Origin of the sequence: Pseudomonas sp. 22526, assembly GCF_052044735.1 — a bacterium.
GTDB lineage: Bacteria > Pseudomonadota > Gammaproteobacteria > Pseudomonadales > Pseudomonadaceae > Aquipseudomonas > Aquipseudomonas piscium.
This window is the reverse complement of record NZ_JBQENK010000006.1, coordinates 154,650-181,190: the sequence shown is the minus strand read 5'-3', so window position 1 is coordinate 181,190 and position 26,541 is coordinate 154,650. Positions and strand designations below refer to the sequence as shown.

Annotated in this window: 27 protein-coding genes and 1 tRNA gene; 10 read left to right on the top strand and 18 right to left on the bottom strand. The window is 63.2% G+C overall.

The genetic code is table 11. The annotated features are described in order from the left end of the window. Window positions 1-714: tRNA preQ1(34) S-adenosylmethionine ribosyltransferase-isomerase QueA (queA, locus tag ACTJKT_RS11365; RefSeq protein WP_440787149.1), on the bottom strand; the 714-nt coding region annotated here is incomplete at its 3' end. Between the two features lie 108 nt (window positions 715-822). On the opposite strand from queA, the gene ACTJKT_RS11360 reads away from it, so the two are divergent. Together ACTJKT_RS11360 and ppk2 are read left to right on the top strand one after the other, a co-directional pair. After that, window positions 823-907: transfer RNA gene (locus ACTJKT_RS11360), tRNA-Leu, on the top strand. Between the two features lie 277 nt (window positions 908-1,184). Next, the gene (ppk2, locus tag ACTJKT_RS11355; protein WP_440787148.1) at window positions 1,185-2,285 is read left to right on the top strand and encodes a polyphosphate kinase 2; all 1,101 of its coding nucleotides are present in this window, start codon (window positions 1,185-1,187) and stop codon (window positions 2,283-2,285) included. 65 nt (window positions 2,286-2,350) lie between these two features. Here ppk2 and ACTJKT_RS11350 read toward each other — a convergent pair whose 3' ends face one another. Both ACTJKT_RS11350 and ACTJKT_RS11345 read right to left on the bottom strand, forming a co-directional pair. Beyond that, window positions 2,351-3,694, bottom strand: a complete 1,344-nt coding sequence (locus ACTJKT_RS11350) for a sensor histidine kinase (protein ID WP_440787147.1) — start codon at window positions 3,692-3,694, stop codon at window positions 2,351-2,353. Then, window positions 3,691-4,401 carry a response regulator gene (locus tag ACTJKT_RS11345; RefSeq protein ID WP_009050668.1) on the bottom strand — a complete coding sequence of 237 codons (711 nt, stop codon included), beginning with the start codon at window positions 4,399-4,401 and terminating at the stop codon, window positions 3,691-3,693. The genes ACTJKT_RS11350 and ACTJKT_RS11345 overlap by 4 nt, the downstream gene beginning before the upstream one ends. Before the next feature lie 168 nt (window positions 4,402-4,569). On the opposite strand from ACTJKT_RS11345, the gene ACTJKT_RS11340 reads away from it, so the two are divergent. Next, window positions 4,570-5,358 carry an MlaA family lipoprotein gene (locus ACTJKT_RS11340; protein ID WP_025806126.1) on the top strand — a complete coding sequence of 263 codons (789 nt, stop codon included), beginning with the start codon at window positions 4,570-4,572 and terminating at the stop codon, window positions 5,356-5,358. Beyond that, window positions 5,345-5,653: a hypothetical protein gene (locus ACTJKT_RS11335; RefSeq protein ID WP_440787146.1), complete on the top strand. Its 309-nt coding sequence runs from the start codon at window positions 5,345-5,347 to the stop codon at window positions 5,651-5,653. The genes ACTJKT_RS11340 and ACTJKT_RS11335 overlap by 14 nt, the downstream gene beginning before the upstream one ends. Window positions 5,654-5,737: 84 nt before the next feature. On the opposite strand, the gene ACTJKT_RS11330 is transcribed toward ACTJKT_RS11335, so the two are convergent. Continuing rightward, the gene (locus ACTJKT_RS11330; protein WP_440787145.1) at window positions 5,738-6,565 is read right to left on the bottom strand and encodes an NYN domain-containing protein; all 828 of its coding nucleotides are present in this window, start codon (window positions 6,563-6,565) and stop codon (window positions 5,738-5,740) included. A 368-nt stretch (window positions 6,566-6,933) separates the two neighbouring features. Here ACTJKT_RS11330 and ACTJKT_RS11325 point away from each other — a divergent pair, with 368 nt between their 5' ends. The 4 genes from ACTJKT_RS11325 (at window position 6,934) to ACTJKT_RS11310 (ending at window position 10,777) form a co-directional block, all read left to right on the top strand. Next, window positions 6,934-7,431 (top strand): PAAR domain-containing protein, encoded by a 498-nt coding sequence (locus tag ACTJKT_RS11325; protein WP_440787144.1) that lies wholly within the window; start codon window positions 6,934-6,936, stop codon window positions 7,429-7,431. A 3-nt stretch (window positions 7,432-7,434) separates the two neighbouring features. Beyond that, a complete protein-coding gene (locus ACTJKT_RS11320; RefSeq protein ID WP_440787143.1) occupies window positions 7,435-8,169 on the top strand; it encodes an alpha/beta hydrolase in 735 nt (244 codons plus the stop codon). Next, window positions 8,166-8,690: a hypothetical protein gene (locus tag ACTJKT_RS11315; RefSeq protein WP_124339004.1), complete on the top strand. Its 525-nt coding sequence runs from the start codon at window positions 8,166-8,168 to the stop codon at window positions 8,688-8,690. Before ACTJKT_RS11320 ends, ACTJKT_RS11315 begins: the two co-directional genes overlap by 4 nt. 137 nt (window positions 8,691-8,827) lie before the next feature. Beyond that, entirely contained in the window at window positions 8,828-10,777 is a 1,950-nt protein-coding gene (locus tag ACTJKT_RS11310) for an alkaline phosphatase D family protein (RefSeq protein WP_440787142.1), read from the top strand. Between the two features lie 57 nt (window positions 10,778-10,834). On the opposite strand, the gene vapC is transcribed toward ACTJKT_RS11310, so the two are convergent. Further along, a complete protein-coding gene (gene vapC / locus ACTJKT_RS11305; RefSeq protein ID WP_038576104.1) occupies window positions 10,835-11,233 on the bottom strand; it encodes a type II toxin-antitoxin system tRNA(fMet)-specific endonuclease VapC in 399 nt (132 codons plus the stop codon). Continuing rightward, complete coding sequence (vapB, locus tag ACTJKT_RS11300) at window positions 11,233-11,463, bottom strand: type II toxin-antitoxin system VapB family antitoxin (RefSeq protein WP_038576101.1); 231 nt, start codon at window positions 11,461-11,463, stop codon at window positions 11,233-11,235. Before vapB ends, vapC begins: the two co-directional genes overlap by 1 nt. 296 nt (window positions 11,464-11,759) lie before the next feature. Here vapB and ACTJKT_RS11295 point away from each other — a divergent pair, with 296 nt between their 5' ends. Continuing rightward, complete coding sequence (locus tag ACTJKT_RS11295; RefSeq protein WP_440787141.1) at window positions 11,760-13,010, top strand: 2-aminoadipate transaminase; 1,251 nt, start codon at window positions 11,760-11,762, stop codon at window positions 13,008-13,010. 147 nt (window positions 13,011-13,157) lie between these two features. Then, a complete protein-coding gene (locus tag ACTJKT_RS11290) occupies window positions 13,158-13,397 on the top strand; it encodes a hypothetical protein (RefSeq protein ID WP_124305243.1) in 240 nt (79 codons plus the stop codon). Between the two features lie 9 nt (window positions 13,398-13,406). On the opposite strand, the gene ACTJKT_RS11285 is transcribed toward ACTJKT_RS11290, so the two are convergent. From ACTJKT_RS11285 to ACTJKT_RS11230, 12 genes are all read right to left on the bottom strand, one after another. Beyond that, complete coding sequence (locus ACTJKT_RS11285) at window positions 13,407-14,228, bottom strand: amidohydrolase family protein (RefSeq protein WP_440787140.1); 822 nt, start codon at window positions 14,226-14,228, stop codon at window positions 13,407-13,409. A 101-nt stretch (window positions 14,229-14,329) separates the two neighbouring features. Then, window positions 14,330-15,424 (bottom strand): polyamine ABC transporter substrate-binding protein, encoded by a 1,095-nt coding sequence (locus tag ACTJKT_RS11280; RefSeq protein ID WP_440787139.1) that lies wholly within the window; start codon window positions 15,422-15,424, stop codon window positions 14,330-14,332. A gap of 103 nt (window positions 15,425-15,527) precedes the next feature. Then, the gene (locus ACTJKT_RS11275) at window positions 15,528-16,343 is read right to left on the bottom strand and encodes a carbon-nitrogen hydrolase family protein (protein ID WP_440787138.1); all 816 of its coding nucleotides are present in this window, start codon (window positions 16,341-16,343) and stop codon (window positions 15,528-15,530) included. A 162-nt stretch (window positions 16,344-16,505) separates the two neighbouring features. Continuing rightward, a complete protein-coding gene (locus ACTJKT_RS11270) occupies window positions 16,506-16,889 on the bottom strand; it encodes a hypothetical protein (RefSeq protein WP_440787137.1) in 384 nt (127 codons plus the stop codon). Then, window positions 16,886-18,400 (bottom strand): flavin-containing monooxygenase, encoded by a 1,515-nt coding sequence (locus ACTJKT_RS11265; RefSeq protein ID WP_440787136.1) that lies wholly within the window; start codon window positions 18,398-18,400, stop codon window positions 16,886-16,888. The genes ACTJKT_RS11270 and ACTJKT_RS11265 overlap by 4 nt, the downstream gene beginning before the upstream one ends. A gap of 109 nt (window positions 18,401-18,509) precedes the next feature. Next, complete coding sequence (locus tag ACTJKT_RS11260) at window positions 18,510-19,007, bottom strand: HIT family protein (RefSeq protein WP_053280768.1); 498 nt, start codon at window positions 19,005-19,007, stop codon at window positions 18,510-18,512. A 48-nt stretch (window positions 19,008-19,055) separates the two neighbouring features. Beyond that, a complete protein-coding gene (locus ACTJKT_RS11255; RefSeq protein WP_440787135.1) occupies window positions 19,056-20,012 on the bottom strand; it encodes a fatty acid desaturase family protein in 957 nt (318 codons plus the stop codon). Window positions 20,013-20,038: 26 nt separating this feature from the next. Further along, a complete protein-coding gene (locus ACTJKT_RS11250) occupies window positions 20,039-21,070 on the bottom strand; it encodes a 2Fe-2S iron-sulfur cluster-binding protein (protein WP_440787134.1) in 1,032 nt (343 codons plus the stop codon). After that, on the bottom strand, window positions 21,067-22,371 hold the full coding sequence (locus tag ACTJKT_RS11245; RefSeq protein ID WP_440787133.1) for a fatty acid desaturase: 1,305 nt from the start codon (window positions 22,369-22,371) through the stop codon (window positions 21,067-21,069). Before ACTJKT_RS11245 ends, ACTJKT_RS11250 begins: the two co-directional genes overlap by 4 nt. Before the next feature lie 79 nt (window positions 22,372-22,450). Next, window positions 22,451-23,587 carry an acyl-CoA dehydrogenase family protein gene (locus ACTJKT_RS11240; protein ID WP_440787132.1) on the bottom strand — a complete coding sequence of 379 codons (1,137 nt, stop codon included), beginning with the start codon at window positions 23,585-23,587 and terminating at the stop codon, window positions 22,451-22,453. A 28-nt stretch (window positions 23,588-23,615) separates the two neighbouring features. Then, on the bottom strand, window positions 23,616-26,228 hold the full coding sequence (locus ACTJKT_RS11235; protein WP_440787131.1) for an aminotransferase class III-fold pyridoxal phosphate-dependent enzyme: 2,613 nt from the start codon (window positions 26,226-26,228) through the stop codon (window positions 23,616-23,618). Continuing rightward, window positions 26,221-26,499, bottom strand: coding sequence for an acyl carrier protein (locus tag ACTJKT_RS11230; protein WP_440787130.1), 279 nt, complete (start codon window positions 26,497-26,499; stop codon window positions 26,221-26,223). The genes ACTJKT_RS11235 and ACTJKT_RS11230 overlap by 8 nt, the downstream gene beginning before the upstream one ends. Window positions 26,500-26,541: the final 42 nt, after the last annotated feature.

Sequence of the window (26,541 nt, the reverse complement as noted above, 5' to 3'; positions counted from 1 at the left end):
GGCAGCCACAGCATCCACCACGTCCTGGCTGACTTCCAGCCATTCGTTGTGCATATGGTGATCTTCGATACGCTCCACCCGTACCGGCTGGAAGGTCCCGGCGCCCACATGCAGGGTCACGAACGCGGTCTCGACGCCCTTGGCGGCAATCGCCTCCAGCAGCGGCTGGTCGAAGTGCAGCCCCGCGGTCGGCGCGGCCACGGCGCCCAGGCGCTCGGAATACACGGTCTGATAACGCTCGCGGTCCGAGTCTTCGTCCGGGCGGTCTATATAAGGAGGCAACGGCATATGGCCGACGCGCTCCAGCAGCGGCAGCACTTCCTCGGCAAACCCCAGCTCGAACAGGGTGTCGTGGCGGGCCAGCATCTCGGCCTCGCCGCCGCCGTCGATCAGGATCTTCGAACCCGGTTTCGGCGACTTGCTGGAGCGCACATGGGCCAGCACACGGTGGCTGTCGAGCACCCGTTCCACCAGGATTTCCAGCTTGCCGCCGGAGGCTTTCTGGCCAAACAGGCGCGCCGGAATCACCCGGGTATTGTTGAACACCATCAAGTCGCCCGGGCGCAAATGCTCAAGCAAATCAGTGAATTGACGGTGGGCCAGGGCGCCAGTGACCCCATCCAGGGTCAACAGGCGACTCGCGCGACGCTCGGCCAGGGGATGGCGGGCGATCAACGAATCAGGGAGCTCGAAGGTAAAGTCAGCAACACGCATGATGGGGTTCGTCTAGCAGGGCCGGAAAGTTTAGCGGAAATAGCCAAAATTGACCATGAAACCTGATTGACCAACGGTAGGCACGTCTCTATACTTCGCCGCCATTGAGCCCTGATGGCGGAATTGGTAGACGCGGCGGATTCAAAATCCGTTTTCGAGAGAAGTGGGAGTTCGAGTCTCCCTCGGGGCACCAAACTTAAAAAAGACCTTGAAATTCAAGGTCTTTTTTTTCGCCTGCAGAAAAGTGCCACCTCCCCTGCGCACCAGGATTCTGTAGGAGCGAAGCTTGCTCGCGATGAACGAAAACGCGGAGTAACTGATACTCCGCAGTACCTGCATCGCGGGCAAGCCTCGCTCCTACGGACGGTGTCGATCCAGCGTGCAAAAGCTTCCTTGATACGCATCAAGAAGCCCGGTCTTGTGCGCCATAGACTGTCTGAAAGACATTGGAGCGATCAGACAGGCCCGATATGAGCGAAGAATCCACCGCGCGTCCCCTTCCCAGCACCCTTCCGGAAAAAACCACGCCAGCAGCCAAACCGACAGTCACGGCCAGCAGCAAAAGCGCCCCACGCAAACCGGCCACCCCGCGCCCGCGCCGGCCACGTGCGACCACTAAACCTGCCGCTGCCAAAACCGCCGAAGCCGAAATCAGCGCCATCAGCCAGCAACCGGTCGCCCTGCAAGTGGCCAGTGCGCCCCATGGCAGCAATGAAGACAGCTCTACCGCCAAGCTGCCGGCCAGTTACCCGTACCGCAGCCGCATGCGTCGCGCCGAATATGAAAAGGCCAAGCAGGAGCTGCAGATCGAACTGCTCAAGGTACAAAGCTGGGTCAAGGAAACCGGGCAGCGCGTCGTGGTGCTGTTCGAGGGGCGCGACGCCGCGGGCAAGGGTGGCACCATCAAGCGTTTCATGGAGCACCTGAACCCGCGGGGCGCGCGGATCGTCGCCCTGGAAAAACCCAGCGAGCAGGAACAGGGCCAGTGGTATTTCCAGCGTTATATCCAGCACCTGCCCACCGCCGGAGAAATGGTGTTCTTCGACCGCTCCTGGTACAACCGCGCCGGTGTCGAGCGGGTCATGGACTTCTGCTCGCCCCTGCAATACCTGGAATTCATGCGCCAGACGCCCGAGCTGGAGCGCATGCTGTGCAACAGCGGCATCCTGCTGTTCAAGTACTGGTTCTCGGTCAATCGCGAAGAGCAGCTGCGCCGCTTCATCTCGCGCCGCGACGACCCGCTCAAGCACTGGAAACTCTCGCCCATCGACATCAAGTCGCTGGACAAGTGGGACGAATACACCGCCGCCAAACAGGCGATGTTCTTCCACACCGACACCGCCGATGCACCCTGGACAGTGATCAAGTCGGACGACAAGAAACGCGCGCGGATCAACTGCATCCGCCACTTCCTGCATTCCCTCGACTACCCGGGCAAGAACCTGCGCGTGGCCCATCAACCCGACCCGGTACTGGTCGGCCGGGCATCACGGGTCATGGAGGAAGACGAGCGGGTGTACAACGAAGCGGCCGCGGAGCCGGTGCGCAATCCGCAGGCGACACTCGCGTAAACAGCCAGCCTTGAAGAAGGCCCCGCTCCAGGATCGATGAAAGGTCCTGAAGCGGGGCCAACCAGCTAGATACCCTGCACCGGCAACAGCACACACACCTCCAGCCCGCCACCATTACGGTTGCGCAGGCGCAGTTCGCCGCCGTGCTCCAGCACGATCGCCCGCGCCGCGGAAAGCCCCAGGCCGACGCCGCCGGTGTTGCGGTTGCGCGAGCTTTCCATGCGAAAGAACGGCTCGAACACCTGCTCATGCCATTCGACGGGAATCCCCGGCCCGCGATCCAGCACACAGACCTTCACCTGCTCGGCATCCGCTACCACTTCAATCGCCGGTTCGCTGGCGTATTTGATGGCGTTTTCCAGCAGGTTGCTCATGACCCGCTTGAGCCCCAGCGGGCGGCCGAAATACACCAGGCGCGGCGGGCCGCTGAACGCAATGTCGATGGACTGGTCGCGGTAATCGTCGACCAGGGTTTGCAACAGCTCCGCCAGATCGAAAGAGGTCGCCTCCTCCAGCCGCGCATCGTCGCGGAAAAAATCCAGGGCCGAATTGATCATCGCCTGCATCTCGTCGACATCATGGAACAACCGGCGCTGCTGCTCGGGGTCCTCGATGAACTCGCCGCGCAGGCGCATGCGAGTAAGAGGGGTACGCAAGTCATGGGAGATCGCCGCGAGCATCTGCGTGCGGTCCTTGATGAAGTGCTGCAACTGGGCCTGCATGGCGTTGAACGCGAGGATCGCCTGGCGAATCTCGTGGGGGCCGACCGGCTCGATGGGCGGTGCGCGAAAGTCCACGCCAAACCGCCGCGCCCCTAGGGCGAACTGCTGCAGGGGCCTGGCCAGGCGGCGGGTGGCGATCAAGGCGACCAGGACGGTGGACAACAACACCAGACCGATCACGATCAGATTGCGCGGCCCCTCATCCAGCCCCCAACTGCGCGAGACCGAGGAGAACATCAGCCAGGAGCCATCATTCATCTGGATCAGCAACGCATAAGATCCGCCCGGCCCCGGCCAGTCACTGGGCTGGTAGGCTTCCATGTGACCCACTCCCGGCTTGAGCAACTGCGTCAGTTTCGTCGAACCCTCGCGGTACTCCGGCTCATCGACTACCGGTACCTCGATATCCCGTCGCGTCGGGTGCCAGGTCACACTCAGAACTTGGTCGCTGACCGACTCGGCCAGACGCGCGCGCTGCGCCGGTTCCGAGGCGTCGATCAGATTGCTGATGGACGCGATCTTTTCCACCAGGCCGGATTCGCTCAACGGCGGCTTGGCCCAGACCCCGGCCAATTGCACGAACAGCGCATTGAAGGCCAGGGCGGTGAGCATCGCCATCAGGGTGGTCAGGGCGATCCAGCGGGCGATGGTGTCGCGCGGGCCGCCCGGCCTGTGTCTGGCCCTCATTGACGGGTCACGCTGGGAGTGAACAGATAACCGCCATTGCGCACCGTGCGAATCATCGCCGGGCGCTTGGTGTCGAACTCCAGCTTGCGTCGCAGGCGGCTGACCTGCACATCGATGCTGCGATCGAAGGCGTCATGGGCCTGCCCGCGCGCCAGGTCGAGCAACTGCTCGCGGCTGAGGATGCGTTGCGGATGCTCGACGAACACCAGCAGCAGGTCGAACTCCCCCGCCGACAGCGGAATCATCACCTGATCCGGCGAGCGCAGCTCGCGACGGGTCAGGTCCAGTTGCCAGTCGGCGAACCTGATCAGCGGCCGCGGCACCTCCCCGACTACCGGGCGGCTCTCTCCGGCGCGGCGCAGCACCGCTCGCACCCGGGCCAGCAGTTCGCGGGCATCGAAGGGTTTGCTCAGGTAATCGTCAGCGCCCATTTCCAACCCCACCACGCGGTCGCTCAACTCGCCCATGGCGGTCAGCATGATCACCGGCACGGCGTGCTGCTGACGCAGGCGCTGACACAGGGTCAGGCCGTTTTCCCCCGGCAGCATCAGGTCGAGAATGATCAGGTCCGGCACCTGCCGCTCCAGCGCCGCCCACAGCGAAGCGCCCTCGGTGGCGACTTCCACCGAGTAGCCGTGTTGCACAAAGAATTTCTTCAGCAGCGCGAGGACCTCAAGGTCGTCGTCCACGATCAACAGACTGCTCACCAGTGCGTATCACTCAAGCTCGGAAAGAACTGTCATTCAAAACCATTGGACGCGGCCCGTCATATATTTCAACGCGGTAACAAACCGACAACCACGCAATAAAGCAGACATCTTTAAGCAAAACCCCCATGCCAGCATCGGCCTCCCTGTTCCCAAGGTCGTCCGCCCATGCGCTCATTCCTGTGCTCCACCCGCCTGTGTCGTCATACCGCCCTGCTGCTGTCCCTGTCCTACCTGGCGGGCTGTACCAGCACCGGGTCTGCCACCCAACCCGACTGCGCGAAGGTCGACTATCCGATCTATGACCCCGCCGAGCCGGTCAACCGTGGCGTGTTCGCCTTCAACAAGGCCGTCGACGACTACGCATTGGCACCGGTCGCCCGCGGTTACCGCCATCTGCCGGACTTCATGCAACAGGGCGTGCACAACTTCGCGAGCAACTTCGGCGAACCCAAGGTCTTCATCAACGACCTGCTGCAGGGCAACCCGCAGCGCTCGGTCAACACCCTGGGGCGTTTTGCGGTCAACACCACGGTCGGCGTGCTCGGTCTATTCAACGTCTCGGACCCGATCGGCATCCCGCGCCATACCGCCGACTTCGGCCAGACCTTCGGCGTATGGGGCATCGGCAACGGCCCCATCGTCGAACTGCCGCTGCTGGGCACCGACAACAGCCGCGACTCGGTGGGCAAGATCCTCAACTTCGTGGTCTCCCCCTTCGGTGACAACAGCGACACCGTGCAGACCCTGGGCACCGTCGCCATGGTCGGTGGCGTAGTGGACGGCCGCGCCGCCCTGCTGCCGCTGACCGACAGCCTGAAAACCATGCCCGACTACTACAGCGCCCTGCGCGACGTGAACGCCGAACACCGCGCCGCCTTCGTGCAGGAAGGCAAGCAAGGCGCTACTGACCCTGCCAAACATCGTTGTGAAGGAGCGACCCATGATGACTTCTGAAACCGACGCTCTGGTCCTGCTGCAACGCGTGGCCAAACACGGCGACGCCTCCCTGCAATGCCGCGAAGTCAGCCTGCGCCTCTCGGCCGACCAGCAACACCTGACCCTCAGCCGCTACAGCGAACACTACAGCCCCGAAGGCCTGGAATGGGTCGAACATCAGCACCGTATCAGCGTGAGCGAGTTGATACGGTGGGTGATCAAGCAGGGGGAACCGCAGGTGTTGGTGGGAGGGGCGGACAGTGGTCCTGGTGCGGCTGACACCATCCAAGATGCCCTCCTGGGAGAAGCGTGAAGATTCCCGATCCTGATTTTTCAGCTCTGACTTAATAGAAGCTCAAGAACTCAGGCGCTTCAGGATCGGTCGCGGCCGGCCAGCTCAGCGAGCCTGCTGGTCGAGGGCTCTATTTTTGTTGCGCACGTACAACACCGCCCCACCGGTGGGCGAGGCGCCACGGGTGTCCAGGTCGAACCATTTGCTCTGGCTACGGATCAGGCCGCTGAGTTTGGTGTGGCCGTACAGCCGGGAGTCGAATGCGGGACGCACCTTGCTGATGGTGGTGCCCAACATGGCCAAGGGCGCCCAGCCGTCCTCTTCGGCGATGTCATCGAGGATCTTGGCGATGAACTCCACCGGTACTTTTGCCGGACTGCTGGAAGATGAAGCGGCTGGTTGTTTGCCCGCCTCTTCGACGGGGCCGGAGCTGGCCCGGGTCTTGTCGCCCTCGGCGGCGGATTCAGTGACGTCCTGAGCACGGAGAATTTCGGTGTAGATAAACTTATCGCAAGCCTTAACGAAGGGCTCTGGCGTTTTCGCTTCGCCGAAGCCGTATACCATCATGCCTTCCTCGCGCAGGCGCCCGGCCAGGCGCGTGAAATCGCTGTCGCTGGACACCAGGCAGAAGCCGTCGAAACGTCGGGTATAAAGCAGGTCCATGGCGTCGATGATCAACGAGCTGTCAGTGGAGTTCTTGCCCTTGGTGTAAGAGAACTGCTGGATGGGCTGGATCGAATGCTCCAGCATCAGCTTCTTCCAGCCGCCCAACTGCGGCCCGGTCCAGTCGCCGTACATGCGCTTCACACTGGCGATGCCGTACTTGGCGATTTCCTCGAACAGCGCCTCGACAATCGACGCCTGGGCGTTGTCGGCGTCGATCAGCACGGCGAGGTGTTTTTGCTGGTTGGAATGCGTGGATTTGATGGCCATGGTTCATATCCTTGAGAGGTGGCGGCAGAACGTCTTCCTTAACGAGCATGAAGGGCCGGGTCACGGCGTTTGGAGGGGGCCGTAAGCAGAGCGCTGGGGACCGAAGCTACTATTTTGCTATCGCGCCGTCCACCACCGACTACCGGAAGAGGTTCAAGGGAGATTCGCTGATAAATCTCAGGACAACCAAGCACTGAAGGTCGAGCTGAAAGACGCTCAAGTACCTGTGCAACTCCACTCGATTCAGATCCGCCGCGCCTGGCTCACTCTTATGCAAAATAGCCTGCCGTTCAGGTTTGAAGAACCTGCTCGGCTACTGCATCATGCGCGCCCCAGATGGACGACTCGCAACACTTCAAGGAATAGAGATGAGTGGTAAACCCGCGGCTCGCGTCAGCGACCCAACCGCCTGCCCGCTACCAGGCCATGGCACCAACCCCATTGTCAGCGGCTCGCCAAACGTAATATTCGACGGCTTGGCTGCCGCTCGAAAAAGCGACCAATCAGCCTGCGGCAGCCCGATAACCGGGGCTGTTTCCAGCACTGTATTCATCAACGGTTTGAACGCCGCCACGCTGGACAGCACCGGTGGGCACGGCAATATCATCGTGGGCGGCTCCGGCACCGTCATCATTGGCGACACCGTGGTCAACGCCCCCTTCACTGGGCTCTTGCCCATGCCGGTCAACTTCACCGACCGCTTGAAGCTGGTGAACGATGTGACGGGCGAACCGATGCCCAATCATGCTTACGTGATCCAACGGGCCGATGGACGCCTCGAGCATGGCGTTTCGGATGCCGCAGGTTTCACCCACGAAATCAGCTCGCATGTTGCCGAAAGCATCAAGTTATTTTTGGAAGAATGACGCATGGAAGCCAGCACCATTACCTCGGCGAACGGTAAACCCGTCAAGTTGAAAGCCGAGCACACGCTTACAGACAAGCAAGACAAGAGCGACAAGGTCGTTCCTATCGAGAGCACCAAGGCCATTGTGTTTTTTGTCGGGGGTGCTGGGGATAAGGAGAGTTATTACTTTTCAGGTCCCTATGGAAACGTCGAGCAAGCCAGACAACCGTTGGACAAACAAGCACAAACACTTGCAGAACAAGGTAGGTATCTGTCCAAGTGGGTAGGGTACAACGAAGTCAGGGGTAAAAAAGATATTCAAAGGCATGTCTTGGACATCATCCCGTATAAGTCTTGCCCTATCTATATCGTTGGCCACAGTTTGGGAGGCTGGAACGGTGGGCATCTGACCCGCACCATGTCCGATTGGGGGTACACCATAAAAATGCTGGTAACCCTTGATCCTGTCGGCGAAGGCACTCTGGTTTGGATCGGTTCAGACATCTATGCATCAGCGCCGGTACCAGTTGCAGAGCACTGGATCAATATCATGGCAACCCCATCCAAACCTGACGATTCCGATCTAATCGCTAATATTGGAGAGCGGTGGGTAATTGCCAATGGCCCAGACCTGAATGTGAATATGGACGTTAACCATGCCAATGCGTCCGCCATGTTCAATAGACCCATTGCAGGGGGGAAGTCCGCCTGTGACAAAGTATTTGAGTCCATCAGTAAGGAGTTCGCACAACCATGAGAAAGATACTCCTTGCTGCGGCGATACTACTCTGCACATCCTGTGCAAAAGATCACGGTAAACCATCTGCTGTTCTGGAATTCTCATCAGTCGCTCGGGTAGAGAACCTTACGTCCTATACCATTCATTACAGTTCAGATATTGATCTTCTTGATCTATACGGTAGAGGTCGAGGTAATGGGCAAATATTGACGCAACTTCGTTGTGCGTTAGGCGCGGATCAGGACTTTTCAGTTGGGCACTTCATGGAGCCGTCTGTCGATGGGCTGATAGAAGAGGACTCAACCCGATCCGATATTAAAAAATTCAGCTATCTGACTCAGACATTGCTAAGCGACTCATTCAACCCAGCCCAGCCAGAACTGAATATTCAGACGTTAAATAGACTTCTGGCCGGTAAAAAAACCATTCCCTGCAAAGCCATCATCACCGCTTATGGCTACAAGACCTATTACTCCAAACCCATGGAGTTGCCGGTCAAGGATCTGCTTAGAGAAATCAATAAACCCAAGACCCCATAACTCCTGCAAACACCGCACAGTTCTTCCCCTCTCTGTGCGGCGCCCCCCTCCAGCAACCTGAGCACTCGCTGACAATTCTTCGACATCGGCTGCGGTACTATCCCTGCCTTCGTTTGCCGCAAGAGCCTCGAACCTGCATGTCTCAACCGTCGCCATCGACCACTTCCAGCATCGCCCTACCCTGCGTCCTCGCCGGTCCCCTACTGCGCCGCCTGGAACCCACGCGGCTGGTGCTGTGGTTGGTGGGCTCTCGTGCGCTGGAGTTGACGTTGCGCCTGCAGGCCGGCAGCGATGCGGAAATCCGCGACTACCCGCTCACCGCCGAGCAGTGCCAGGTGATCCCGGTAGGCCAACACGCCTTTATCCACCTGATCGACCTGCCGCTGGACAGCGCCCTGCCCTGCGATGTGCGCATCGACTATGACCTGCTGATCGCCCAGGCCGATGGCTCAAGTTCGGGTATCGCCGAGTGGGCGCCGCATTTGCTCTATGGGCAAAAGCAGCAGCCGGATTTCGTCCTGCACAGCCGCATCCAGCAATTGCTCCATGGCTCCTGCCGCAAGCCCCATCATTCGGCGGACGAGGGTTTGCTCTGTGTCGATCGCCTGCTGGCGGGAACACCCGATCCGCAGCAACGCCCTGCCCTGTTGCTGATGACTGGCGACCAGGTCTACGCCGACGACGTGGCTGGGCCGATGTTGCGAGCGATTCATGCATTGATCGAGCGTCTGGGTTTGTTCGGCGAGCACCTGGAAGGGGCGGTAGTGAGCGACAGTGCTGCGCTCTATCGGCACCACGCCAGCTATTACCAACGCGCCGAATTGCTGCCGGCGCTGAAAAGCAACGAGACCCTGCGCGAGCGTTTCTTCGGCGGGGTGAAAAAGCCGATTTTCACTAGCAGCAGCGCCGACAACCACCTGGTGACCTTCGCCGAAGTCATGGCCATGTACCTGCTGGTCTGGTCGCCGGTGCCCTGGAGTTTGATCGACCCACGACCACCGCAGCTTGCTGCCAAGGAGCAACAGCGCTACCAGCGCGAGCAACTGCGGATCGAGGCTTTCGCCAAGGGCCTGGGTGGTGTGGCGCGGGTATTCGCCCACCTGCCGAGCCTGATGATCTTCGACGACCACGACATCACCGACGACTGGAACCTCAGCGCCCAGTGGGAAGAAACCGCCTACGGCCACCCGTTTTCCAAACGCATCATCGGCAATGCGCTGATCGCCTACATGTTGTGCCAGGGCTGGGGCAACAACCCGGATGCCTTCGCCACGCCGCTGCAACACACCCGCGCCCTGAGCGCCGAGGCCCAGGGCGATGCGCTCTACCTGGACAGCACCGCCCAGGACAGCTTGATCGACGAGTTGCTGCGCTTCCAGCAATGGCAATACACCCTGCCCACCACCCCGGCGCTGGTGGTGCTGGACACCCGCACCCGGCGCTGGCGCAGCGAGTTCAACCTGTCGCAGCCCTCGGGCCTGCTCGACTGGGAAGCCCTGAGCGAGCTGCAACATGAACTACTGGATCACCCATCGGCGATCATCGTTTCCCCGGCGCCAGTGTTTGGCGTCAAGCTGATCGAGACGGTGCAGAAGATCTTCAGCTGGTGCGGTCACCCACTGCTGGTGGACGCGGAAAACTGGATGGCCCACCGCGGCGCGGCCCAGGTGATCCTGAATATCTTCCGCCACTCGCGCACCCCGGGTAACTACGTGATCCTCTCCGGCGACGTGCATTATTCCTTTGTCTACGAAGTGCTGATCCGCCACCGCAAGGGCGGCCCGAAGATCTGGCAGATCACCAGCAGCGGCATCAAGAACGAATTCCCAGCGACCCTGCTGGAATGGTTCGACCGCCTCAACCGCTGGCTGTATTCGCCGCGCTCGCCCCTGAACTGGTTCACCCGCCGCCGACTGATGCGAGTGGTGCCCTACAGCCCCGAACATCGCGAGGCCGGCGAACGGCTGTGGAACTCGGCGGGCATTGGCCAGGTGTTCTTCAACGACAACGGCCAGCCCCGGGAGATCTACCAGCACAACGCCAATGGCGCACCGAAAACCCGGATGCTGGCGCCGGATGAGGACTGATACTGGTTTGCAGCCCTCTCAGTGCCTTGGCCTGCCCTTCGCAACAAGCAGCCGTGCTTAGAGCCAATCTTCAATACGCAGCCCTGGCACTCGCTCAAACTCGCGCACATTGTTAGTTACCAGTACCAATCCCTGGGACCTGGCATGGCCAGCAATCAGTTGATCATAAGGGCCTATTGGCGTACCTGCCCTGGCCAATTCGGCACGCAGCTGGCCACTGTGAATAGCGGCTTCGTAGTCATAAGCGAGCACTTCAAGACGTGCCACGAACCCCTCTATGACAGACAGGTTTCTCTCAGGAGCCGCTGATTTTTCTGCCCCATAAATCAGTTCCATCAAGGTCACCGAACTGATGCACAACCGTCCGTGCTGGCGATTGAACGCCTCCCGAACCCTCTCCGGTTTGTTCTTGATGGTGAAAATACAGATGTTCGTATCCAACATGTACTTGAGCATCAGAACGCCTCACGCTCTTGTTCCGCAGGCTGATCCCGCTCACTCATGAAGTCCGCGCTCACCGACTCGCCATCGAACCAGCTGTCCCAGGCTTCCCCGGCCGGGGTAATGATCCGGGTACGCCCTACCGCAACGATATCCACCCGCGTTACATCGTCAGGGAGAGCCACGGCCTTGGGCATTCGAATGGCCTGGCTACGGTTACTTTTGAATACAGACCCTTGCTCCATGAGCCCACCTCCGGGATATGTTTGATGTATATCCAGTCTATCGAGCAGCATGGATATGTCAAAGGTATATCCCTAGGTATCTGACAAGCGATGCTACTGATGACAGGTCGCATGCCAGCGACTGTACTTCGCTGCCACGTATGCAACTCTTCCCCTTCTCTACAGTTAAAAAACCTTGCCCCTCCCCCAACATCCAGAATTTTCATACTGACCCCCGCACTTTATTTCGTTTGCGACGCGGCCTCGCTCTTGGCTTAGATAGCCGCCATGTTCCAGGTAGCCAGAGCCCTTAGCCCATGAGCAGCGAAAGCATCAGCCAGTCGATTTCCATCGTTCACCCCATCCGCCTGAGCCATGGCAAGAATGCCGAGGTATGGGACGAGAACGGCAAGCGCTACATCGATTTCGTCGGCGGTATTGGCGTGCTCAATCTGGGGCATTGTCACCCACGGGTGGTGGCGGCGATTCAGCAGCAGGCCACCCGGCTGACCCACTACGCGTTCAACGCGGCGCCCCACGGGCCCTATGTCGAGTTCATGGAGCGGTTGGCGCGTTTCATGCCCTTGAGTTACCCGGTCAGCGGCATGCTCACCAACAGCGGCGCGGAGGCGGCGGAGAACGCCTTGAAGATCGTCCGTGGGGCCACCGGGCGCACCGCGGTGATCGCCTTCGACGGCGGCTTCCATGGCCGCACCCTGGCCACCCTCAACCTCAACGGCAAGGTCGCGCCCTACAAGCAGAAGATCGGCGTGCTGCCCGGCCCGGTGTATCACCTGCCCTACCCGAGCGCGGACAACGGCGTGACGTGCGAGGAGGCGCTGAAGGCCATGAACCGGCTGTTCAGCGTGGAGATCGACGTCGCCGAAGTGGCCTGCTTCATCGTCGAGCCGGTACAGGGCGAGGCTGGCTTCCTGGCCCTGGACGTCGAGTTCGCCCGCGCCCTGCGGTGCTTCTGCGATGAGCAGGGTATCCTGCTGATCGCCGATGAAATCCAGTCCGGCTTCGGTCGCACCGGCCAGCGCTTCGCCTTCACCCGGCTGGGGATCGAGCCGGATCTGGTGCTGCTGGGCAAAAGCATTGGCGGCGGTGTGCCGCTGGGCGCGGTGGTCGGGCGCAAGGCGCTGCTGGACAACCTGCCCAAGGGCGGCCTGGGCGGCACCTATTCCGGCAACCCCATCGCCTGCGCGGCGGCCCTGGCGACCCTGGACGAGATGAGCGATCACCACCTGCAAACCTGGGGCGAGCGCCAGGAACAGGCCATCGTCAGCCGCTACCAGCGCTGGCAGGCCGAGCGCCTGACACCCTATCTCGGGCGCCTGACCGGGGTCGGTGCCATGCGTGGCATCGAGCTGGTCAAGGCTGACGGCTCGCCGGCCCCGGAGCAACTGAGCGCCCTGCTCAGCGCCGCGCGGGACGCCGGCCTGCTGTTGATGCCCAGCGGCAAGTCGCGGCACATCATCCGCCTGCTGGCGCCGCTGACCATTGAACCGCAGGTGCTGGAAGAAGGACTGGATATTCTCGAGGACTGCCTGGCGCAGTTGGCATGACACCGCGCATTTGCGCAAAAGCCGCTCGCCATGGACACTGGCGCGCCTCATGCCATCGACAAGGAAGCGCGACATGATGTGTCCCAGCTACAGAGGGCGGCCCATGGCCGCCAGCCCAGCGAACTTCGACCGCGGCGAGCAAGACTCATGAAGCAGTACATCCCCTTTCTACTGCTATACCTGCTGCTGATGCCGCTGTACTACTGGATGAAGCCTTACCCGCTGAGGAAATGGACAGGCTTGGCCATGGGCCTCGCCGGGCTGCTGTGGATACTGTTCTTGCCGCCCATGTTGGGCGATATCGATACCGGACTGGCCGCCGTGGCGCTGGTGACCATGGGCAGCTCACTGTTTTTCAGCCGGCGCCGCTACCAGGACCACAGCTGAGGCATTGCCCTACAAGCCGAATACCCACCGCGCATTGCCATGCAGGAACTTGTCACGCACCGGCTCCGGCAGCTCCAGGGCCTTGACCTGCTGCATGCATTTGTCGAATGGCAACTGCGGGAAGTTGCTGCCGAACAGCACCTTGTCCTGCCCATAGGTGCGCATGAAATGCAGCAACTGCGGCGGGTAGTAAGCCGGCAGGTAAGCCGAAGTATCGATGTAGATATTGTCGTGCTTCCAGGCCAGGCCAATCATCTCGTCGGTCCAGGGGTGGCCGATGTGCCCGGCGACGATTTGCAGTTCCGGGAAGTCCAGCGCCACCTCATCCAGATAAGGCACCGGCCGCCCGGTTTCCGAAGGCATCAACGGGCCGGTGTGGCCGACCTGGGTGCAGAAGGGGATGCCCAGCTCCACGCACTTGGCGTACAGCGGGTAGTACAGGCGGTGGTTGGGCGGCAGTTTCCACAGCCAGGGCACGATACGCAGGGCCTTGCAGCCCAGCTCGCCCACCGCCCGTTCCAGTTCGGCCAGCGCTGCCATCGGCCGGCTCAGGTCCACCGTGGCCACGCCAACGAAACGCTCGGGATAGGACCGGGTGTAGGCGGCGATTTCATCGTTGCTGAACACCCAGCGCTCCGGCCGGCACCAGGCCGCCAGCATCAGCTTCTCCACACCGGCCTGGTCCATCAGCTCGACGGTCTGCTCGATGCTCAGCGGCTGGTCCAGCAAGTGCGCCGAACCCGACTTCTCGAACAGCCGCGCCACCTCCGGCAACAACTGTCGTGCCCGGCCGTTGGCCGGTTGTGCCCATGCATCAATTGCACCGCTCATTGGCTTGCCCTCTCGCTGATCCTGGCTCGGGAAACGAGGGTTCACGCTACGCCCGGGCCGCGCGCACAACAATGTTCACAGCGCTCAGCGGCATTGACCGATCAGCTCCCGGTCTTGACCTTGCTCCACACCCGGGTACGCACCCGTTCCATTTTCAGCGGCAGCGGTTCCAGCGGGAACAGCCTGGCCATCACCTCTGCGGACGGATAGACCCCAGGGTTGTCGCGGATCTTCTGGGCCACCAGCGCCGTGGCATCGCGGTTGGCGTTGGGGTAGCCCAGGTAGTCGGAAGACTGGGCAATCACTTGCGGGCGCAGCAGGTAGTCGATGAACTTCAGGCCGTCCTGGGGATGCGGCGCGTCCTTGAGCAGCACCAGGTTTTCCACCCACACCGGCCCGCCTTCGCGGGGAATGCTGTAGACCAGACGACGCCCGTTGTTGGCCTTCTGCGAGGCGACCTGGGCATCGAATACCCCGCCGCTCCAGCCCAGCACCACACAGATGTTGCCGTTGGCCAAATCAGTGATGAATTTCGACGAATCGAAGTAGCGGATATGCGGCCGCACCTTGAGCAGCAAGGCCTCGGCCTTCTTGTAGTCCTCAGGGTTCTGGCTGTTGTAGGGCAGGCCCAGGTAATGCAGGGCGATGGGGATGATTTCTCCCGGCGCATCGAGCATGGCCACCCCGCACTGGCTGAGCTTGGCCAGGTTCTCTTCCTTGAAGATCAGGTCCAAGGAGTCCACCGGCGCCTGGTCGCCGAGCAGCGCCTTGACCTTGTCGGCGTCGTAGCCGATGCCCGTGGTGCCCCACAGGTAGGGCGCAGCGAAGCGGTTGCCGGGGTCGTTGCTCTGCACCTTGGCCAGCATTTCGGGGTCCAGGTGCGACCAGTTGCCGAGCTGGCTGCGGTCCAGTTCCTGGAGCGCCCCGGCCTTGATCAGGTTCGGCAGCAGGTCGCTGCTGGCCACCACCACGTCATAGCCGCTGCGCCCGGCCATCAGCTTGCTTTGCATCACATCGCTGTTGTCGAAGGTGTCCTGCAGCACGCTGATACCGGTTTCCTTGTGGAACTGTCCGGGCGTGTCCGGGGCGATGTAGTCGTACCAGTTGTAGAAATGCACACTGGGTTCGGCGGCCTGGGCCGTGGCGAAACCGAACAGAGCGGCCAGGGCCAGGGGCAAACAGCGGATAGCTTTCATCTGAGGACTCCGAGCGTTGGCACCCGCCAAGGGCGTGCGCCTCGCCTGCTGATTATGGATTGTTATGGCAGGGCCGAAAGCGGCGGAAAAACGGCGATGGGGTTTAAGGAATCAACAGCTCGCGACGGCCATCGGCGTGCTCAACGTATTCGCCGGGCAGTTGCAGGCGCCGGTCGTGCAGGTAGTCGTAATCGCGACGAGCGGCCTTGAGTTGCGCGAGGTCGAGCTCCAGCACCTGCCGGCACTCGTCGCGGCCGGCCTCGAACAGCAGCCGGCCGAAGGGATCCACCAGCGCACTGCCGCCGGCGAACACCAGGCCGTCGGTGCCGTTGCCGACCCGGTTCACCATCACCGCGAAGGCCTGGTTCTCCTGGGCACGGGCCATGATCGCGGTGCGGTGCACCGGGCCGTAGGGGTCCATGTTGCCGTTGCTCACCAGGATCAGCTCGGCGCCCAGCTGGCCGAGGGCGCGGGCGCTTTCCGGCAGCTCGATGTCGTAGCAGATCAGCAGGCCGACCCGCACACCCCGCCACAGTACGGTGCTGTAACGGTCGCCGGGCTGGAACAGGCCGCGCTCGTCGGGCCACAGGTGGGTCTTGCGATAACTCGTCGCCACCCCTTCGGGGGTCACCAGCAGCGAGGTGTTGTAGTAATGGCCGGCGGCTTTTTCGGCGATGCCGACCACCACCGCGACACCCTTGACGCGCACCGCCCGCAATACGGCCTGGATACTCGGCCCGTCCAATGGCTCGGCCACCTCGGGCAACTGCTCAGGGTTGGCAAAACCGCTGATCTGGGTTTCCGGGAATACCAGCAGGTCGATGTCGCCGTCACAGTCGGCAATGCCCCGCAGGACCCGCTCGAGGTTGTAGGCCGTGTCGCCGTCACGGCCGGCCAGTTGCATCAGTTCAATCTTCATCGCGAGTCCTTTGAAGTGTCGGCAGGTCTCCGAACGCCGCATGGGCGGCACCCGCCAGGGCTGGTGGCGAGTATGGAGGGCGCGCAGGCGCAGGGTAATCACTTCAATGGAGTACCCCGCCAGGGTTAGTTGGCGGGGCGAGTCAGCGGGAGAATGAAGGGCTCAGGCGTTACCCAATGGCTGGCGGGAAGGCGTCGGGGCTTTCAGCGCGCGCCAGGTCCAGAGCGCGCTGCACAGGTCTGGCAAGGCCAGCAGCAACAGCACGGGCGATATCAACCCGGAGGCGACGAAGGCGGCGAAAAACACCGGTACCGACAGGCGGATCGCCACGGTCATGGCCATGAACTCGCGCCGCTCGGTGTAGCCGGCCCAGACGTAATAGACCCCCAGGTACAGCGCCAGCTGGCCCATCACCCGGATCCACACCTCGTCGCTCAGGGCGAAACCGAACAACGGCAGCAGCAGGTTGGGCGCCAGCACCAGCGCAGCGCCCAGCAACAACATATACAGACCGAACAGAAACACGCTCTTGCCCGGATGGCTCATGGTTTTACTCCTTGGGAATGCGATGTGAGGCGATAGGCCTCGGCATCGAAATAACGGGTCTGCTGGCGGAACTGCCAGCTGAACCCCGGCCACAGGGCGACGTTGCGCCCGCTGTCAGGGTCCATATACCAGCTCTGGCAACTGCCGACGCTCCACACCGCGCCGCGCAGCCTGTGGCGCAGGCCCTGGTTGAAGCGCGCCTGGGCCTGCGGGTCGACATCGAGGCTGGTCACGCCCAGGCGTTGCAGGGTGTCCAGGGCGCCGAGGATGTAGGCGATCTGCGACTCGATCATGTAGACGATGGAGTTGTGCCCCAGGCCGGTGTTGGGCCCCATCAGCAGAAACAGATTGGGAAAGCCGCTGACCGTGGTGCCCTTGTAGGCTTCGCTGCCCTGCTGCCAGGTGTCGACTATGTCCACCCCGCCGCGCCCGACGATCATCCCCGCCGGGAACGGCGTGCGCGCCTTGAAGCCGGTGCCGAAGATCAGCGCATCCAGGGCATGGCGCTGGCCGTCGACAGTGATCAGCGCATCCTCGGTGACTTCACGGATGCCGCTGGTGACCAGCCGGGTGTTGGCCTGGGTCAGGGCCGGGAAGTAATCGTTGGACAACAGGATGCGCTTGCAGCCGATGGCGTAGTCCGGGGTCAGGCGCCGGCGCAGTTCCGGGTCCTTGACCTGGCGCCGCAGCAGGTTGAGCGCCAGCCATTTGTGCAAGGCCATCAACCGAGGGTTGAACACGAAGCCGAACACCCGGGTTTCATGGGCGGTGTAGATCAGCCCGCGCAACAGCCGCTGCACCGCGGGGAAACGCCGCAGCAGGCGCTGGGCGGCAGTGGAAAAGGCCCGGTCCGGCTTGGGGATGATCCACGGCGGCGTGCGCTGGAACACCGCCAGGCTGGCCACCTGTGGCTGGATCTGCGGCACGAACTGGATTGCCGAGGCGCCGGTGCCGATCACCCCGACCCGCTTGCCGGCCAGGACATAGTCATGGTCCCAATGCTGGGAGTGAAAGACCCGACCCTTGAAGCGCTCAAGCCCCGGTAGCCGGGGGTAATCCGGGGTCGACAAGGCCCCGGTGCCAGCCACCACCACCTGGGCATAACGAACGCCGCCACGGGCATCGGTCACCTGCCACAGGGCGCGTTCTTCCAGCCAGCACAGGCCAGTGACCGCGGTGTTGAAGCAACAGTGTTGCAGCACCTGATACTTGTCGGCGCAGTGCTTCAGGTAATCGCGGATCTCCGGCTGCGGCGAAAAGCGCCGCGACCAGTCGGGGTTGGGCTCGAAGGAAAACGAATAGAGGTGGGAAGGAATATCGCAGGCGCACCCAGGGTACCGGTTGACCCACCAGGTGCCGCCGACGCCGGCTTCCTGTTCAAGGATCAGGAAGTCCTGCTCGCCGCGCTGGCGCAGGTTGATCGCCATGCCGATGCCGGAGAACCCGGCGCCGATGATCAATACCCGATAGACCCGCGCCGGATCGGCCTGCTCCTGAAGTAGCGCACTCATGTTCCTGACTCCTGACGGCACAAACGCCGGGCGTGACGGTCCGCAGCGCATGCACTGTTTATTCTGAACCTCTGTGGATCGAGGGCCGGCCGCTCGCCGGCCCGGGCGGTCAGGTTGACTCGGCGTGCAACCTGCTGGTCCGGTGCGCCAGGTTCTCCAGCGCCTGCGGGTCGAGTTCGGCGGCGATCACCAGGGCCTGGCGACGCAGGGTCTGCAAGGGAGTGCGGCGGCCGAACACGCCGGTGAAGTGCATGAACATGCGCATCCCGAAGCCCAGCCCATCGCCCCTTTGCCGCGGCACCAGGTGCAGGTGGGCATGGGGGATGTGCTGGTTGGTGGCCTTGCCGTCGTTGACGATCAGGTGCGTGCCTTCCACCCCGAAGCCGGCGCGACGCTGGGCGGCCAGCAAGGTATCGAACACCTGGTACAGGTGCTGGCGGATGACCGTGGGCAGTTGCTCGAGTTTTTCCACATGGGCCAGCGGGATCAGCAGCACATGGCCCTGCCCCAGCGGGTGTACGTCCATGAAGGCCATGCAGTGGGTGTCGCGATAGACCAGGGCACTGGGCAATTCGCCGGCCGCGATCTGGCAGAAAATACAGGTCATCCGTGAGTCCTCGGTGGGTGGCGCTCCTTCGGGCGCTGTAAATGTAGCTCACGCCGCTCGCCGAGGTTCGGCGGAAGTTGTTACCGGACGTCGCGCGAACATCCGCGCCAGCAGCCAGCGGTCGCGCAGGTAGGGCTTGTTGTCCAGCAGCGCCGCCAGCCGTGGCAGATTAACAAAGGGCACGCCAGGGTAGATGTGATGCTCGACGTGGTAGTTGATGTTGGCCCACAACAGGCCGATCAGCCGGTCGCTGACGGTCACGGTGTTCTTCGCCAGGTCCAGGCGCTCCGGGTCGCCGACCTCCAGGGTGGCCATGGGGAAGTGCTCGTAGCCCCGGGAAATCGGGTTGATCACCAGCGCCAGCAACAGCAGCGGCACGATGAAGATCAGCACGAACTGCAACATCAGCCCCTGGCTGTAGCACCAGGCGCCGATCGCCGCCATCGACAGCAGATTGAACGCCAGCTCGCGCAGCACCCGGTTGCGCACCGCCTTGCCATAGCGCACCAGGGAAAAGTAGATGAAGCGCGGCACGAACACGGCGATGCGCAGGAACATCCACTTCACCCCGCCGGTGTAGTTCCAGTCGTCGGGGTCCTTGTCTGGATCGCCCAGGTAGCGGTGATGGTATTTGTGGCACTCGGTGAAGGAGGAAAACGGAAACACAATGAACCAGGCCATGAAGCGCCCGACACACAGGTTCAGCGCCGCCGAACGAAAGCCGCTGGCATGCCCGCAATCGTGTTGCAGCACGGTGAAGGCATGCAGCTGGTTGCCCAGCACCAGCACCGCCAGCGCCTGGCCCCAGGGGTTGTCGCCAAGCAGGATGTACAGCGCCGCCGCACACCAGACCAGCAGGTGCAGCAGCGACCAGAGCAGGAACTTCAGCGGCTGCGGCTGCATCAGCGCCTGCAACTGGGCCTGGCGCTCGGGATCGACCCGCAGTTCGGCGCGCTTGGCCAGCCGCAATTGGTCTTCGGCGGCGTGGTGGGTTGAATGACTCATGAATTGACCTTCCTCTGTCTGTATCGCTAATCGACTTGCAGGCGCACGTCGTCCGTCAATGGATAGCCCACGCACAACAGTGCCTGGCCTCGGTTCAGTTCGTCCGCCGACAGCCCATGGTCTTCACGCATGCGTACCTGCCCCCTCAGCCGGGTGCAGACGCAGGCGGTGCAGAAGCCGCTGCGGCAGGAAAACGGCGGCTGCACGCCACTGGCCAGGGCCGCGTCGAGCAGGGTCTGGCCCGGGGCAACAGTGAAATTGAACGCCTGGCCCTGCATCAGCAGCTCCACGCGTTTTTCCGTGTCGCCGCTGGCCACTGGCGCCTTGGCCGGGGTGAAACGCTCCTGGTGCACGCGCTCCGGGGCGATGCCCAGGGCCTCCAGGGCGGCGGTCACCTCGTCCATCATGCCGCTGGGGCCGCAGCTGTAGTATTCGCGGGCCTGCGGGCCGGGCAGCGCGCCGAGAATGTCCATCACCCGCTCCCGGGTCAGGCGCCCTTCGTGGGCTCCCGGGGTGTCCGGCCGCGACAGCACATGCACCAGCTGCAAACGCTCGCCGAAGGTCTGCCGCAGCTGGTCGAGCTTGTCGCGGAAGATCACCGACTGCTGATTGCGGTTGCCGTAGATCAGCGACACCTGCGAGTCCGGCTCGAAGTGCAGCGCCGACTTGAGGATCGAGAAGATCGGCGTGATCCCGCTGCCCGCCGCCAGCAGCACCAGGTGCCGCCCCCTGCCCGGCTGCGGGGCGAAGGTGAAGCGGCCGTGGGTGCCGAGGGTCTGCACCGCGTCGCCGGCACTCAGCTCCTGCACCAGGCGGTTGGAAACCTTGCCGCCGGCCACCCGCTTGACGGTGATCGACAGGGTCTTGTCCAGCCCCGGCGTGCTGCTGATGGAATAGGCGCGGCAGCCCTTGGCACCGTCGACATCGACCTCCAGGGTCAGGTACTGCCCGGCGCTGTAGCGGACTTTGCGCAGCAGCGGCTGCTTGAGGTGAATGGTCACCGCGTCGTCGGTTTCCCGTTCGATGGCGGCGACTTTCAAGGTCAGGGGACGGTTCATGGCTGGCCCAGGGCGCTGTGCGCGGGTGTGGGTTCGTGGGCGTCGTGCGCTGTGCCGAGGCGCCGTTGATAAGCATGCTCATGCGCCGCGATGGGCGCCGGCAGCACCCGGTATCGCAGCAGGCGGACTTTCTCGTCGTGGTCCAGCGGCTGCCACCAGTCCAGCTTGTCCGCCAGCGCATCGAAGCGGCGCAGCATCAGCAGCACGAACAGGCCGAACACGCTGAGGTCGCGAAACACCATGGAACCCGCGGCCGCCAGCTCCGGCTTGAGCCGCTCGAACAGCGCCGGGCTCTCCGACCAGTGGCCGATGGACCAGTGATGGTGGCAGGCGTGGTAGCCCTCGTTGAGGATGTTCACCGGCGTTTCCAGCAGGGTCACGGTGTTGTACATCCAGTCCTTGGGGTCTTCCTGGCCGCCGTAGAAGGCGTGCTGGCTCCAGTGGATGACGCCCATCAGGAAGTTGCTCGCGCACCAGGGCACCAGCATGTAGAGCACGGCGATCGGCAGGCTGTAGAACGCCAGCGCGACGAACAGCCCGACATGCACCAGGTTGCCCATGACCATGGCCCGGGCCTGGCTGCGCTTGTGCTTGCTCTTGAAGTACAGCCAGGGCGAAACCATGAACTGCTGGTACATCACCTCGCGCACCATATACACCGCGAAATCCCAGGCGCTGGCATGGTCGTAGCGCGCGGTGGCGTAGACGTCCAGCGGCCCGGCGTTCTCCCGGTGATGCTGTTGCAAATGCGCCGCCGCGTGGGGGATCAGGCCCATGGGAATGGCGAAGAACATGTACAGGAAGGAGTTGCCGACCCAGCGATCCAACAGGCTCGAACGCTTGAAGATGCCGCCGGGCACATGGCCTTCCTGATGCATGGCGCTGAAGGAGCGGACGAAGCCGCGGATGTTCGGACCGTAGACGAAGGCGTAGAACAGCAGCACCAGCAGCCAGGAAATTTCCTTGAGCCACAGCTGGGCGATGAACACCGGCCCGGCGGTCAGGCCCAGGCTGATGGCGGCGGCGAGGATCGGCTCGTCCCGCGGGTCCTTGAGCAAGCGGTCGGCCAGCGGCTGCAACAAGCGGTGATAGCTCGCCACCAGCCAGCCGCCCAGGGCCTTCATTCCCGGCAGCCACGACAGTGTCCGGCGCCCGGCCTGCAAGGTGCAGGACAGGGCCAGGATCACGACAATGGCCGCAGTGTTGAACACCAGCAGCAGACTGAACAGCGGAACAGCCAGGCAGTGAAACCCGCGACCGACATTGGCCGGGCGCGGCGGATAGAGAAAATCGCTACTCATGCTTCTACTCCATTAGGCATGTTGCCGAGGCCGGAGCGACGCCAGGGGCGCCACAGCTCCGGCTGCGGTAGCAGGCGAATCAGGCGCTGTAGGACTCGCGCAGAAACTGCGCCAGCAACGGCGTGGCGGCGCTGCGGGAGATCGGGTGGAAGCAGATCGCCCGGGAGGCCGCCAGCAGATAGGCCACTTCGTCGGAGGCAATGAAGGCCATGCCGCCCAGCAGCTCGACGCTGAGGTTGGTCGAACGCTCGATCGCCGCCTGCACCAGAAAGCGCGTGCACAGCGCCTTGTGGTAGGTGTTCATCGGCGCATCCTGTTGCGCCTGCAATTCGCCGGCGGTGCCGAGCAGCGCCTGATGGGCGCCCTCCAGCTCGATGCACAGCAGGGCCAGTTGCGCGGGGTCGGCGAAAGCTTTTCGCAGCAGCCGGTCGACCAGGGCCGAGGCCACGCCCAGGTAGCTGCCGCCGACCATCAGCTGGAACCAGCTCAAGCCGTTGAGCGAGGTTTCCATGGCGGTGGCGGCCACTTCCTCGCTGTCGGCGCCGTCGGCCAGCAGCATGCGCTCGCTGGGCACGAACACGCCGTTGAACACCAGTTCGTTGCTGTCGGTGGCACGCAGTACCGTGGCATTCCAGAAGGGTTCGCGGGTGACCGTGCTGCCATCGGCAAAGACCACGGCAAAACCCTGGCTGACGCTGCCATCCTCCTGTTCACAGGCGACACCGACCACTATCACATCCATGTGGTGGCTCATGGTGCAGGGCTTCTTGCTGCCGTCGAGGACGAAACCGCCTTCCACCGGCCGCGCCTTGACGCTGCGGTTGAAGATCTCCGAGCCCGGCTTGCCCTCGGCGAAGGCCGAGGCGATCAGCAGCTGGTTCTGGGTGATGCCCCACAGCAGTTCTTCCGCCGCCGGGATCAGCCCGCCCAGTTGCACGATGGTGGCGATGGTGTGGTGATGCATAGTCATCATCACCGCCAGGGACGGGCACAGCGAACCTATGGCCCGCAGGATCTCCACGGTTTCTTCCGGCGAGGCGCCAAGGCCGCCGTAGGTCTCGGGGATGATCAGGCCGGCGGCGCGATAGTCGCGAAACAGCCCGCAGAGCACGGCCGGGTCGGCCTGCTCCAGGGCCATCAGGCCGCGCTCCCGGAGGGCGGCGAGCAGGCCCGGCAGGTACTTCTCGGTGGCGTTGCGGGCGTTGTGCATCGACATGGTGTGGACTCCTTTCTCGTTGTCAGGGTTAACCGGCTTTTTCGATCAGCTGCTCCACCGCGGGGGCGAAACCGAAGGCTCGGGCCAGGTCGAAGATCGCTTCGGCATCCTCCAGCGGAGGACGCTTGCCGATGCTGTAGTCGCGCTGCAGGCCGGCCATGGTCAGGACCATGGTTTCGGCCAGGCAGCTGAAGGTCACGCCCGTGGGCAGACCGGTGAGGTTCTGCTGGCCGAAGCGTTGGCTGCGGTCGGGCAGGTGGATCAGGCCGCCCTCGATCACCGTGACGTCCGGGCGCAGCGCCAGGGTGACGTGGCCGATGTCCGGCGGCTGCGCGCAGTCGCAGATGATCGCGTTCTGATGCAGGACCAACGGGTCGATAAAGGCCGAGCCGTTGGAGGTGGCCGAGAGCACGGCTTCCAGGCGCGGCAGCCAGCTCCCCAGGTCCGCGGTGATCACCAGCGGCGGCTGCACCTGCGGCTTGCCCTGGGCCAGGGCATCGACGCGGTCGAACAGTTCGCGCAATTGCTCCTCGTCGCCAAGGTCGCGATCCAGCAGTTGCTCGACGCTGGCCAGGCTCGGCAGGAGCAGCACCAGGGTCTTGGCGATGCCGCTGCTGTGGCCGCCCTGGATCTGCAGCAAGGCGTCGCGATACAGCTCGCCGGCCACCAGCCGCAGCTCGTCCATGGCGCCCCGATTGGCCCCATTGCCGAGCAATACCAGGTGCTCGCAGAAGCGCCCCAGGCGCAGGCTGGCCAGGCGGCCCACCGAACCGTAGGCCCCGATCACCCCGGTCAGGCGCTTGGCCAATGGCGCGCCCCGGTTGGCGCTGGTGCTCAGCAACGCATCGACACCGACCATGGCCGTCAGGCTGTTGCCGGTGGTGGTGTGGAATCGCTCGTTGATGACATCCACCCCGGCACTGGAAATCACCGAGGTGTAGGCCCCCAGCCCGACGAAATCCACCTCCAGCTCGGCGACGCTGTCCAGGTAGTTGCCCAGCAGCTTGCGCCGCTTGCCCAGGCTCAGGCGCATCAGGTCGCGCGGTTGCAGCAGGCTGCCGACCAGCCAGCCTTCGACGTAGTCGCCGGCATCGTTGTAGACCCGCCGGGCGTGATAGGACACACCGGCGTCGAGGTCCGGCTTGGCCCATTCGGAGAAGTCGTCGAGCCAGCCCTGCATGAAGGTTTTTTCCGCCGCCGACAGCCCCAGGCCGTCCACCACGCTGTCGCCGTTGACGCTCTCGGCGGTGGTCGGGTGCAGCAGGAAGGCGAAGCGCCCCAGGCAGCGCCCGCTGCTGCGCGGTTTACCGGGCACCACCCAGGGGCTCGGCACACCCCGTGGCCCGGCGTAACCGTGGGCTTCGAGGATCAGCCGATGCTGCTGGTTGTGCACCACCAGTTCCGCCACCGCCTTGAGGCCTTCGAGCAGCAGGTCGGTATCGGCGCGCTCGATGCACAGCGGCGGCTGGATCCGCAGCACATTGCCTTCGGTGAGGGTCGGCAGGCAGTACACGCCATGGCGGCTTTTCAGGTAGCCGCAGACGATCGGCACCAGGGCGCCGAAGGCACTGGCCAGGGACAGGGTGTACAAACGCTCGCCGCTCCAACGGCGGAACTTCAGGCCAAGCATCAGGCCGCGGCCGTCGAGACTGTGGAACACCTCGGGATAGTCGCGCACCAGACGCGACAGCCCGGCGTGCAGGTAGGCGCCCTGCTCCGCCGCGTGCTTGAGCTGGGCGCCGTCGTTGGCCGTGAGCTGGTCGAGCACGGCCAGGCCGATGGCGGCGCTGAAGCCATTCACGGCGAAGGTGGAGCTGTGGTGCCGATCGAAATCGCGGCTCCAGCACTGCTCGCCGTAGATGCACGCGCCAATGGCCGCGACGCCGCCGCCCAGGGCCTTGGCCAACAGCACCACGTCTGGCTCCAGACCGTGGGCGGTGGCGGCGAACAGCTCGCCGGTGCGGCCCAGGCCGGTCTGGATTTCATCGAGGACAAACAGGGTGCCGTATTGCCGGCAGAGGTTCTGCGCCGCCAGCAGGTAGCCTGGCGGCGGGGTAATCATGCCCGCCTCGCCCTGCACCGCCTCGACAAAAAAAGCCGCGGCGCGTCGAGTCTTCAACAGTTCCTCGAGAGCCTCCAGGTCGCCATAGGGCACATGGCTAAAACCCTCGGCGCGGATCTGGAACGGCTCGCGGTAAGTGGCCTTACCGGTGACCCCGACCGCGCCCTGGGTCTTGCCGTGAAAGCCGGTCAGGGTGCCGATCACCAGTTCGCGCTGCGTCGCGGCGCGGCACAGCTTGATCGCCGCCTCGACGCTCTCCGCGCCGCTGGTGGTGAAGGTCACTTTCGAGTGGTTGCCCGGCGCCAGCTCGATCAGGCGCCGCGCCAGCTCTTCGGCGCCGGGGTTGATCAGCGGCTGGACCAGCGAGGCCTGGCCGCTGGCGAGGAATCTTTGGATCGCCTCGGTAATAGGCGCCGCGCCATAACCGAAGGGCACCGCGCCGAACTGGCCGACGAAATCGATCAGGGTCTGGCCGCTGGCGGTTTCGATACGGGTGCCCTGGGCGCGAACCACGGTCTCGTTGAGGCCGACGAATTCCAGCAGTTCCTGGCGGGTGATATTGAGCAGCGAATCAGCCATGGCTCACCTCCGCCACGGCCCGGCGCGCGCCCTGGTTGATGACGCCATACAGGTGCTGGCTGACCTTGCGCACGGTGTCGTGCTGGTAGGCCAGTTCAGGGTCCAGGGAGATGCCGAAACGGTCTTCGAACTCGGCGGACAGGCCGACGATCAGCACCGAGTCGACGCCCATCTCATGGAACGAACGCTCGACGTCCAGCGACCCGGAATCGACCTCCAGCAGGCTGGCCAGGGTTTCGGTCACGGCAAAGGTTATTTCGTCTAGATGCACAGTCGCCTCCCAGCGTATTTCGCTTCCTTTGCATGGCCGTTG

What these genes read in the sequence shown, in the direction of transcription:
- ACTJKT_RS11280 (WP_440787139.1), bottom strand. Translation starts at nt 15,424, where the DNA reads ATGAAAGCTATCCGCTGTTTGCCCCTGGCCCTGGCCGCTCTGTTCGGT.
- ACTJKT_RS11235 (WP_440787131.1), bottom strand. Translation starts at nt 26,228, where the DNA reads ATGGCTGATTCGCTGCTCAATATCACCCGCCAGGAACTGCTGGAATTC.
- ACTJKT_RS11275 (WP_440787138.1), bottom strand. Translation starts at nt 16,343, where the DNA reads ATGAAGATTGAACTGATGCAACTGGCCGGCCGTGACGGCGACACGGCC.
- ACTJKT_RS11310 (WP_440787142.1), top strand. Translation starts at nt 8,828, where the DNA reads ATGTCTCAACCGTCGCCATCGACCACTTCCAGCATCGCCCTACCCTGC.
- ACTJKT_RS11255 (WP_440787135.1), bottom strand. Translation starts at nt 20,012, where the DNA reads ATGAGTCATTCAACCCACCACGCCGCCGAAGACCAATTGCGGCTGGCC.
- ACTJKT_RS11285 (WP_440787140.1), bottom strand. Translation starts at nt 14,228, where the DNA reads ATGAGCGGTGCAATTGATGCATGGGCACAACCGGCCAACGGCCGGGCA.
- ACTJKT_RS11325 (WP_440787144.1), top strand. Translation starts at nt 6,934, where the DNA reads ATGAGTGGTAAACCCGCGGCTCGCGTCAGCGACCCAACCGCCTGCCCG.
- vapC (WP_038576104.1), bottom strand. Translation starts at nt 11,233, where the DNA reads ATGCTCAAGTACATGTTGGATACGAACATCTGTATTTTCACCATCAAG.
- ACTJKT_RS11245 (WP_440787133.1), bottom strand. Translation starts at nt 22,371, where the DNA reads ATGAGTAGCGATTTTCTCTATCCGCCGCGCCCGGCCAATGTCGGTCGC.
- ACTJKT_RS11295 (WP_440787141.1), top strand. Translation starts at nt 11,760, where the DNA reads ATGAGCAGCGAAAGCATCAGCCAGTCGATTTCCATCGTTCACCCCATC.
- ACTJKT_RS11260 (WP_053280768.1), bottom strand. Translation starts at nt 19,007, where the DNA reads ATGACCTGTATTTTCTGCCAGATCGCGGCCGGCGAATTGCCCAGTGCC.
- ppk2 (WP_440787148.1), top strand. Translation starts at nt 1,185, where the DNA reads ATGAGCGAAGAATCCACCGCGCGTCCCCTTCCCAGCACCCTTCCGGAA.
- ACTJKT_RS11330 (WP_440787145.1), bottom strand. Translation starts at nt 6,565, where the DNA reads ATGGCCATCAAATCCACGCATTCCAACCAGCAAAAACACCTCGCCGTG.
- ACTJKT_RS11240 (WP_440787132.1), bottom strand. Translation starts at nt 23,587, where the DNA reads ATGTCGATGCACAACGCCCGCAACGCCACCGAGAAGTACCTGCCGGGC.
- ACTJKT_RS11270 (WP_440787137.1), bottom strand. Translation starts at nt 16,889, where the DNA reads ATGAGCCATCCGGGCAAGAGCGTGTTTCTGTTCGGTCTGTATATGTTG.
- ACTJKT_RS11265 (WP_440787136.1), bottom strand. Translation starts at nt 18,400, where the DNA reads ATGAGTGCGCTACTTCAGGAGCAGGCCGATCCGGCGCGGGTCTATCGG.
- ACTJKT_RS11290 (WP_124305243.1), top strand. Translation starts at nt 13,158, where the DNA reads ATGAAGCAGTACATCCCCTTTCTACTGCTATACCTGCTGCTGATGCCG.
- ACTJKT_RS11340 (WP_025806126.1), top strand. Translation starts at nt 4,570, where the DNA reads ATGCGCTCATTCCTGTGCTCCACCCGCCTGTGTCGTCATACCGCCCTG.
- ACTJKT_RS11335 (WP_440787146.1), top strand. Translation starts at nt 5,345, where the DNA reads ATGATGACTTCTGAAACCGACGCTCTGGTCCTGCTGCAACGCGTGGCC.
- ACTJKT_RS11315 (WP_124339004.1), top strand. Translation starts at nt 8,166, where the DNA reads ATGAGAAAGATACTCCTTGCTGCGGCGATACTACTCTGCACATCCTGT.
- ACTJKT_RS11350 (WP_440787147.1), bottom strand. Translation starts at nt 3,694, where the DNA reads ATGAGGGCCAGACACAGGCCGGGCGGCCCGCGCGACACCATCGCCCGC.
- vapB (WP_038576101.1), bottom strand. Translation starts at nt 11,463, where the DNA reads ATGGAGCAAGGGTCTGTATTCAAAAGTAACCGTAGCCAGGCCATTCGA.
- ACTJKT_RS11250 (WP_440787134.1), bottom strand. Translation starts at nt 21,070, where the DNA reads ATGAACCGTCCCCTGACCTTGAAAGTCGCCGCCATCGAACGGGAAACC.
- ACTJKT_RS11320 (WP_440787143.1), top strand. Translation starts at nt 7,435, where the DNA reads ATGGAAGCCAGCACCATTACCTCGGCGAACGGTAAACCCGTCAAGTTG.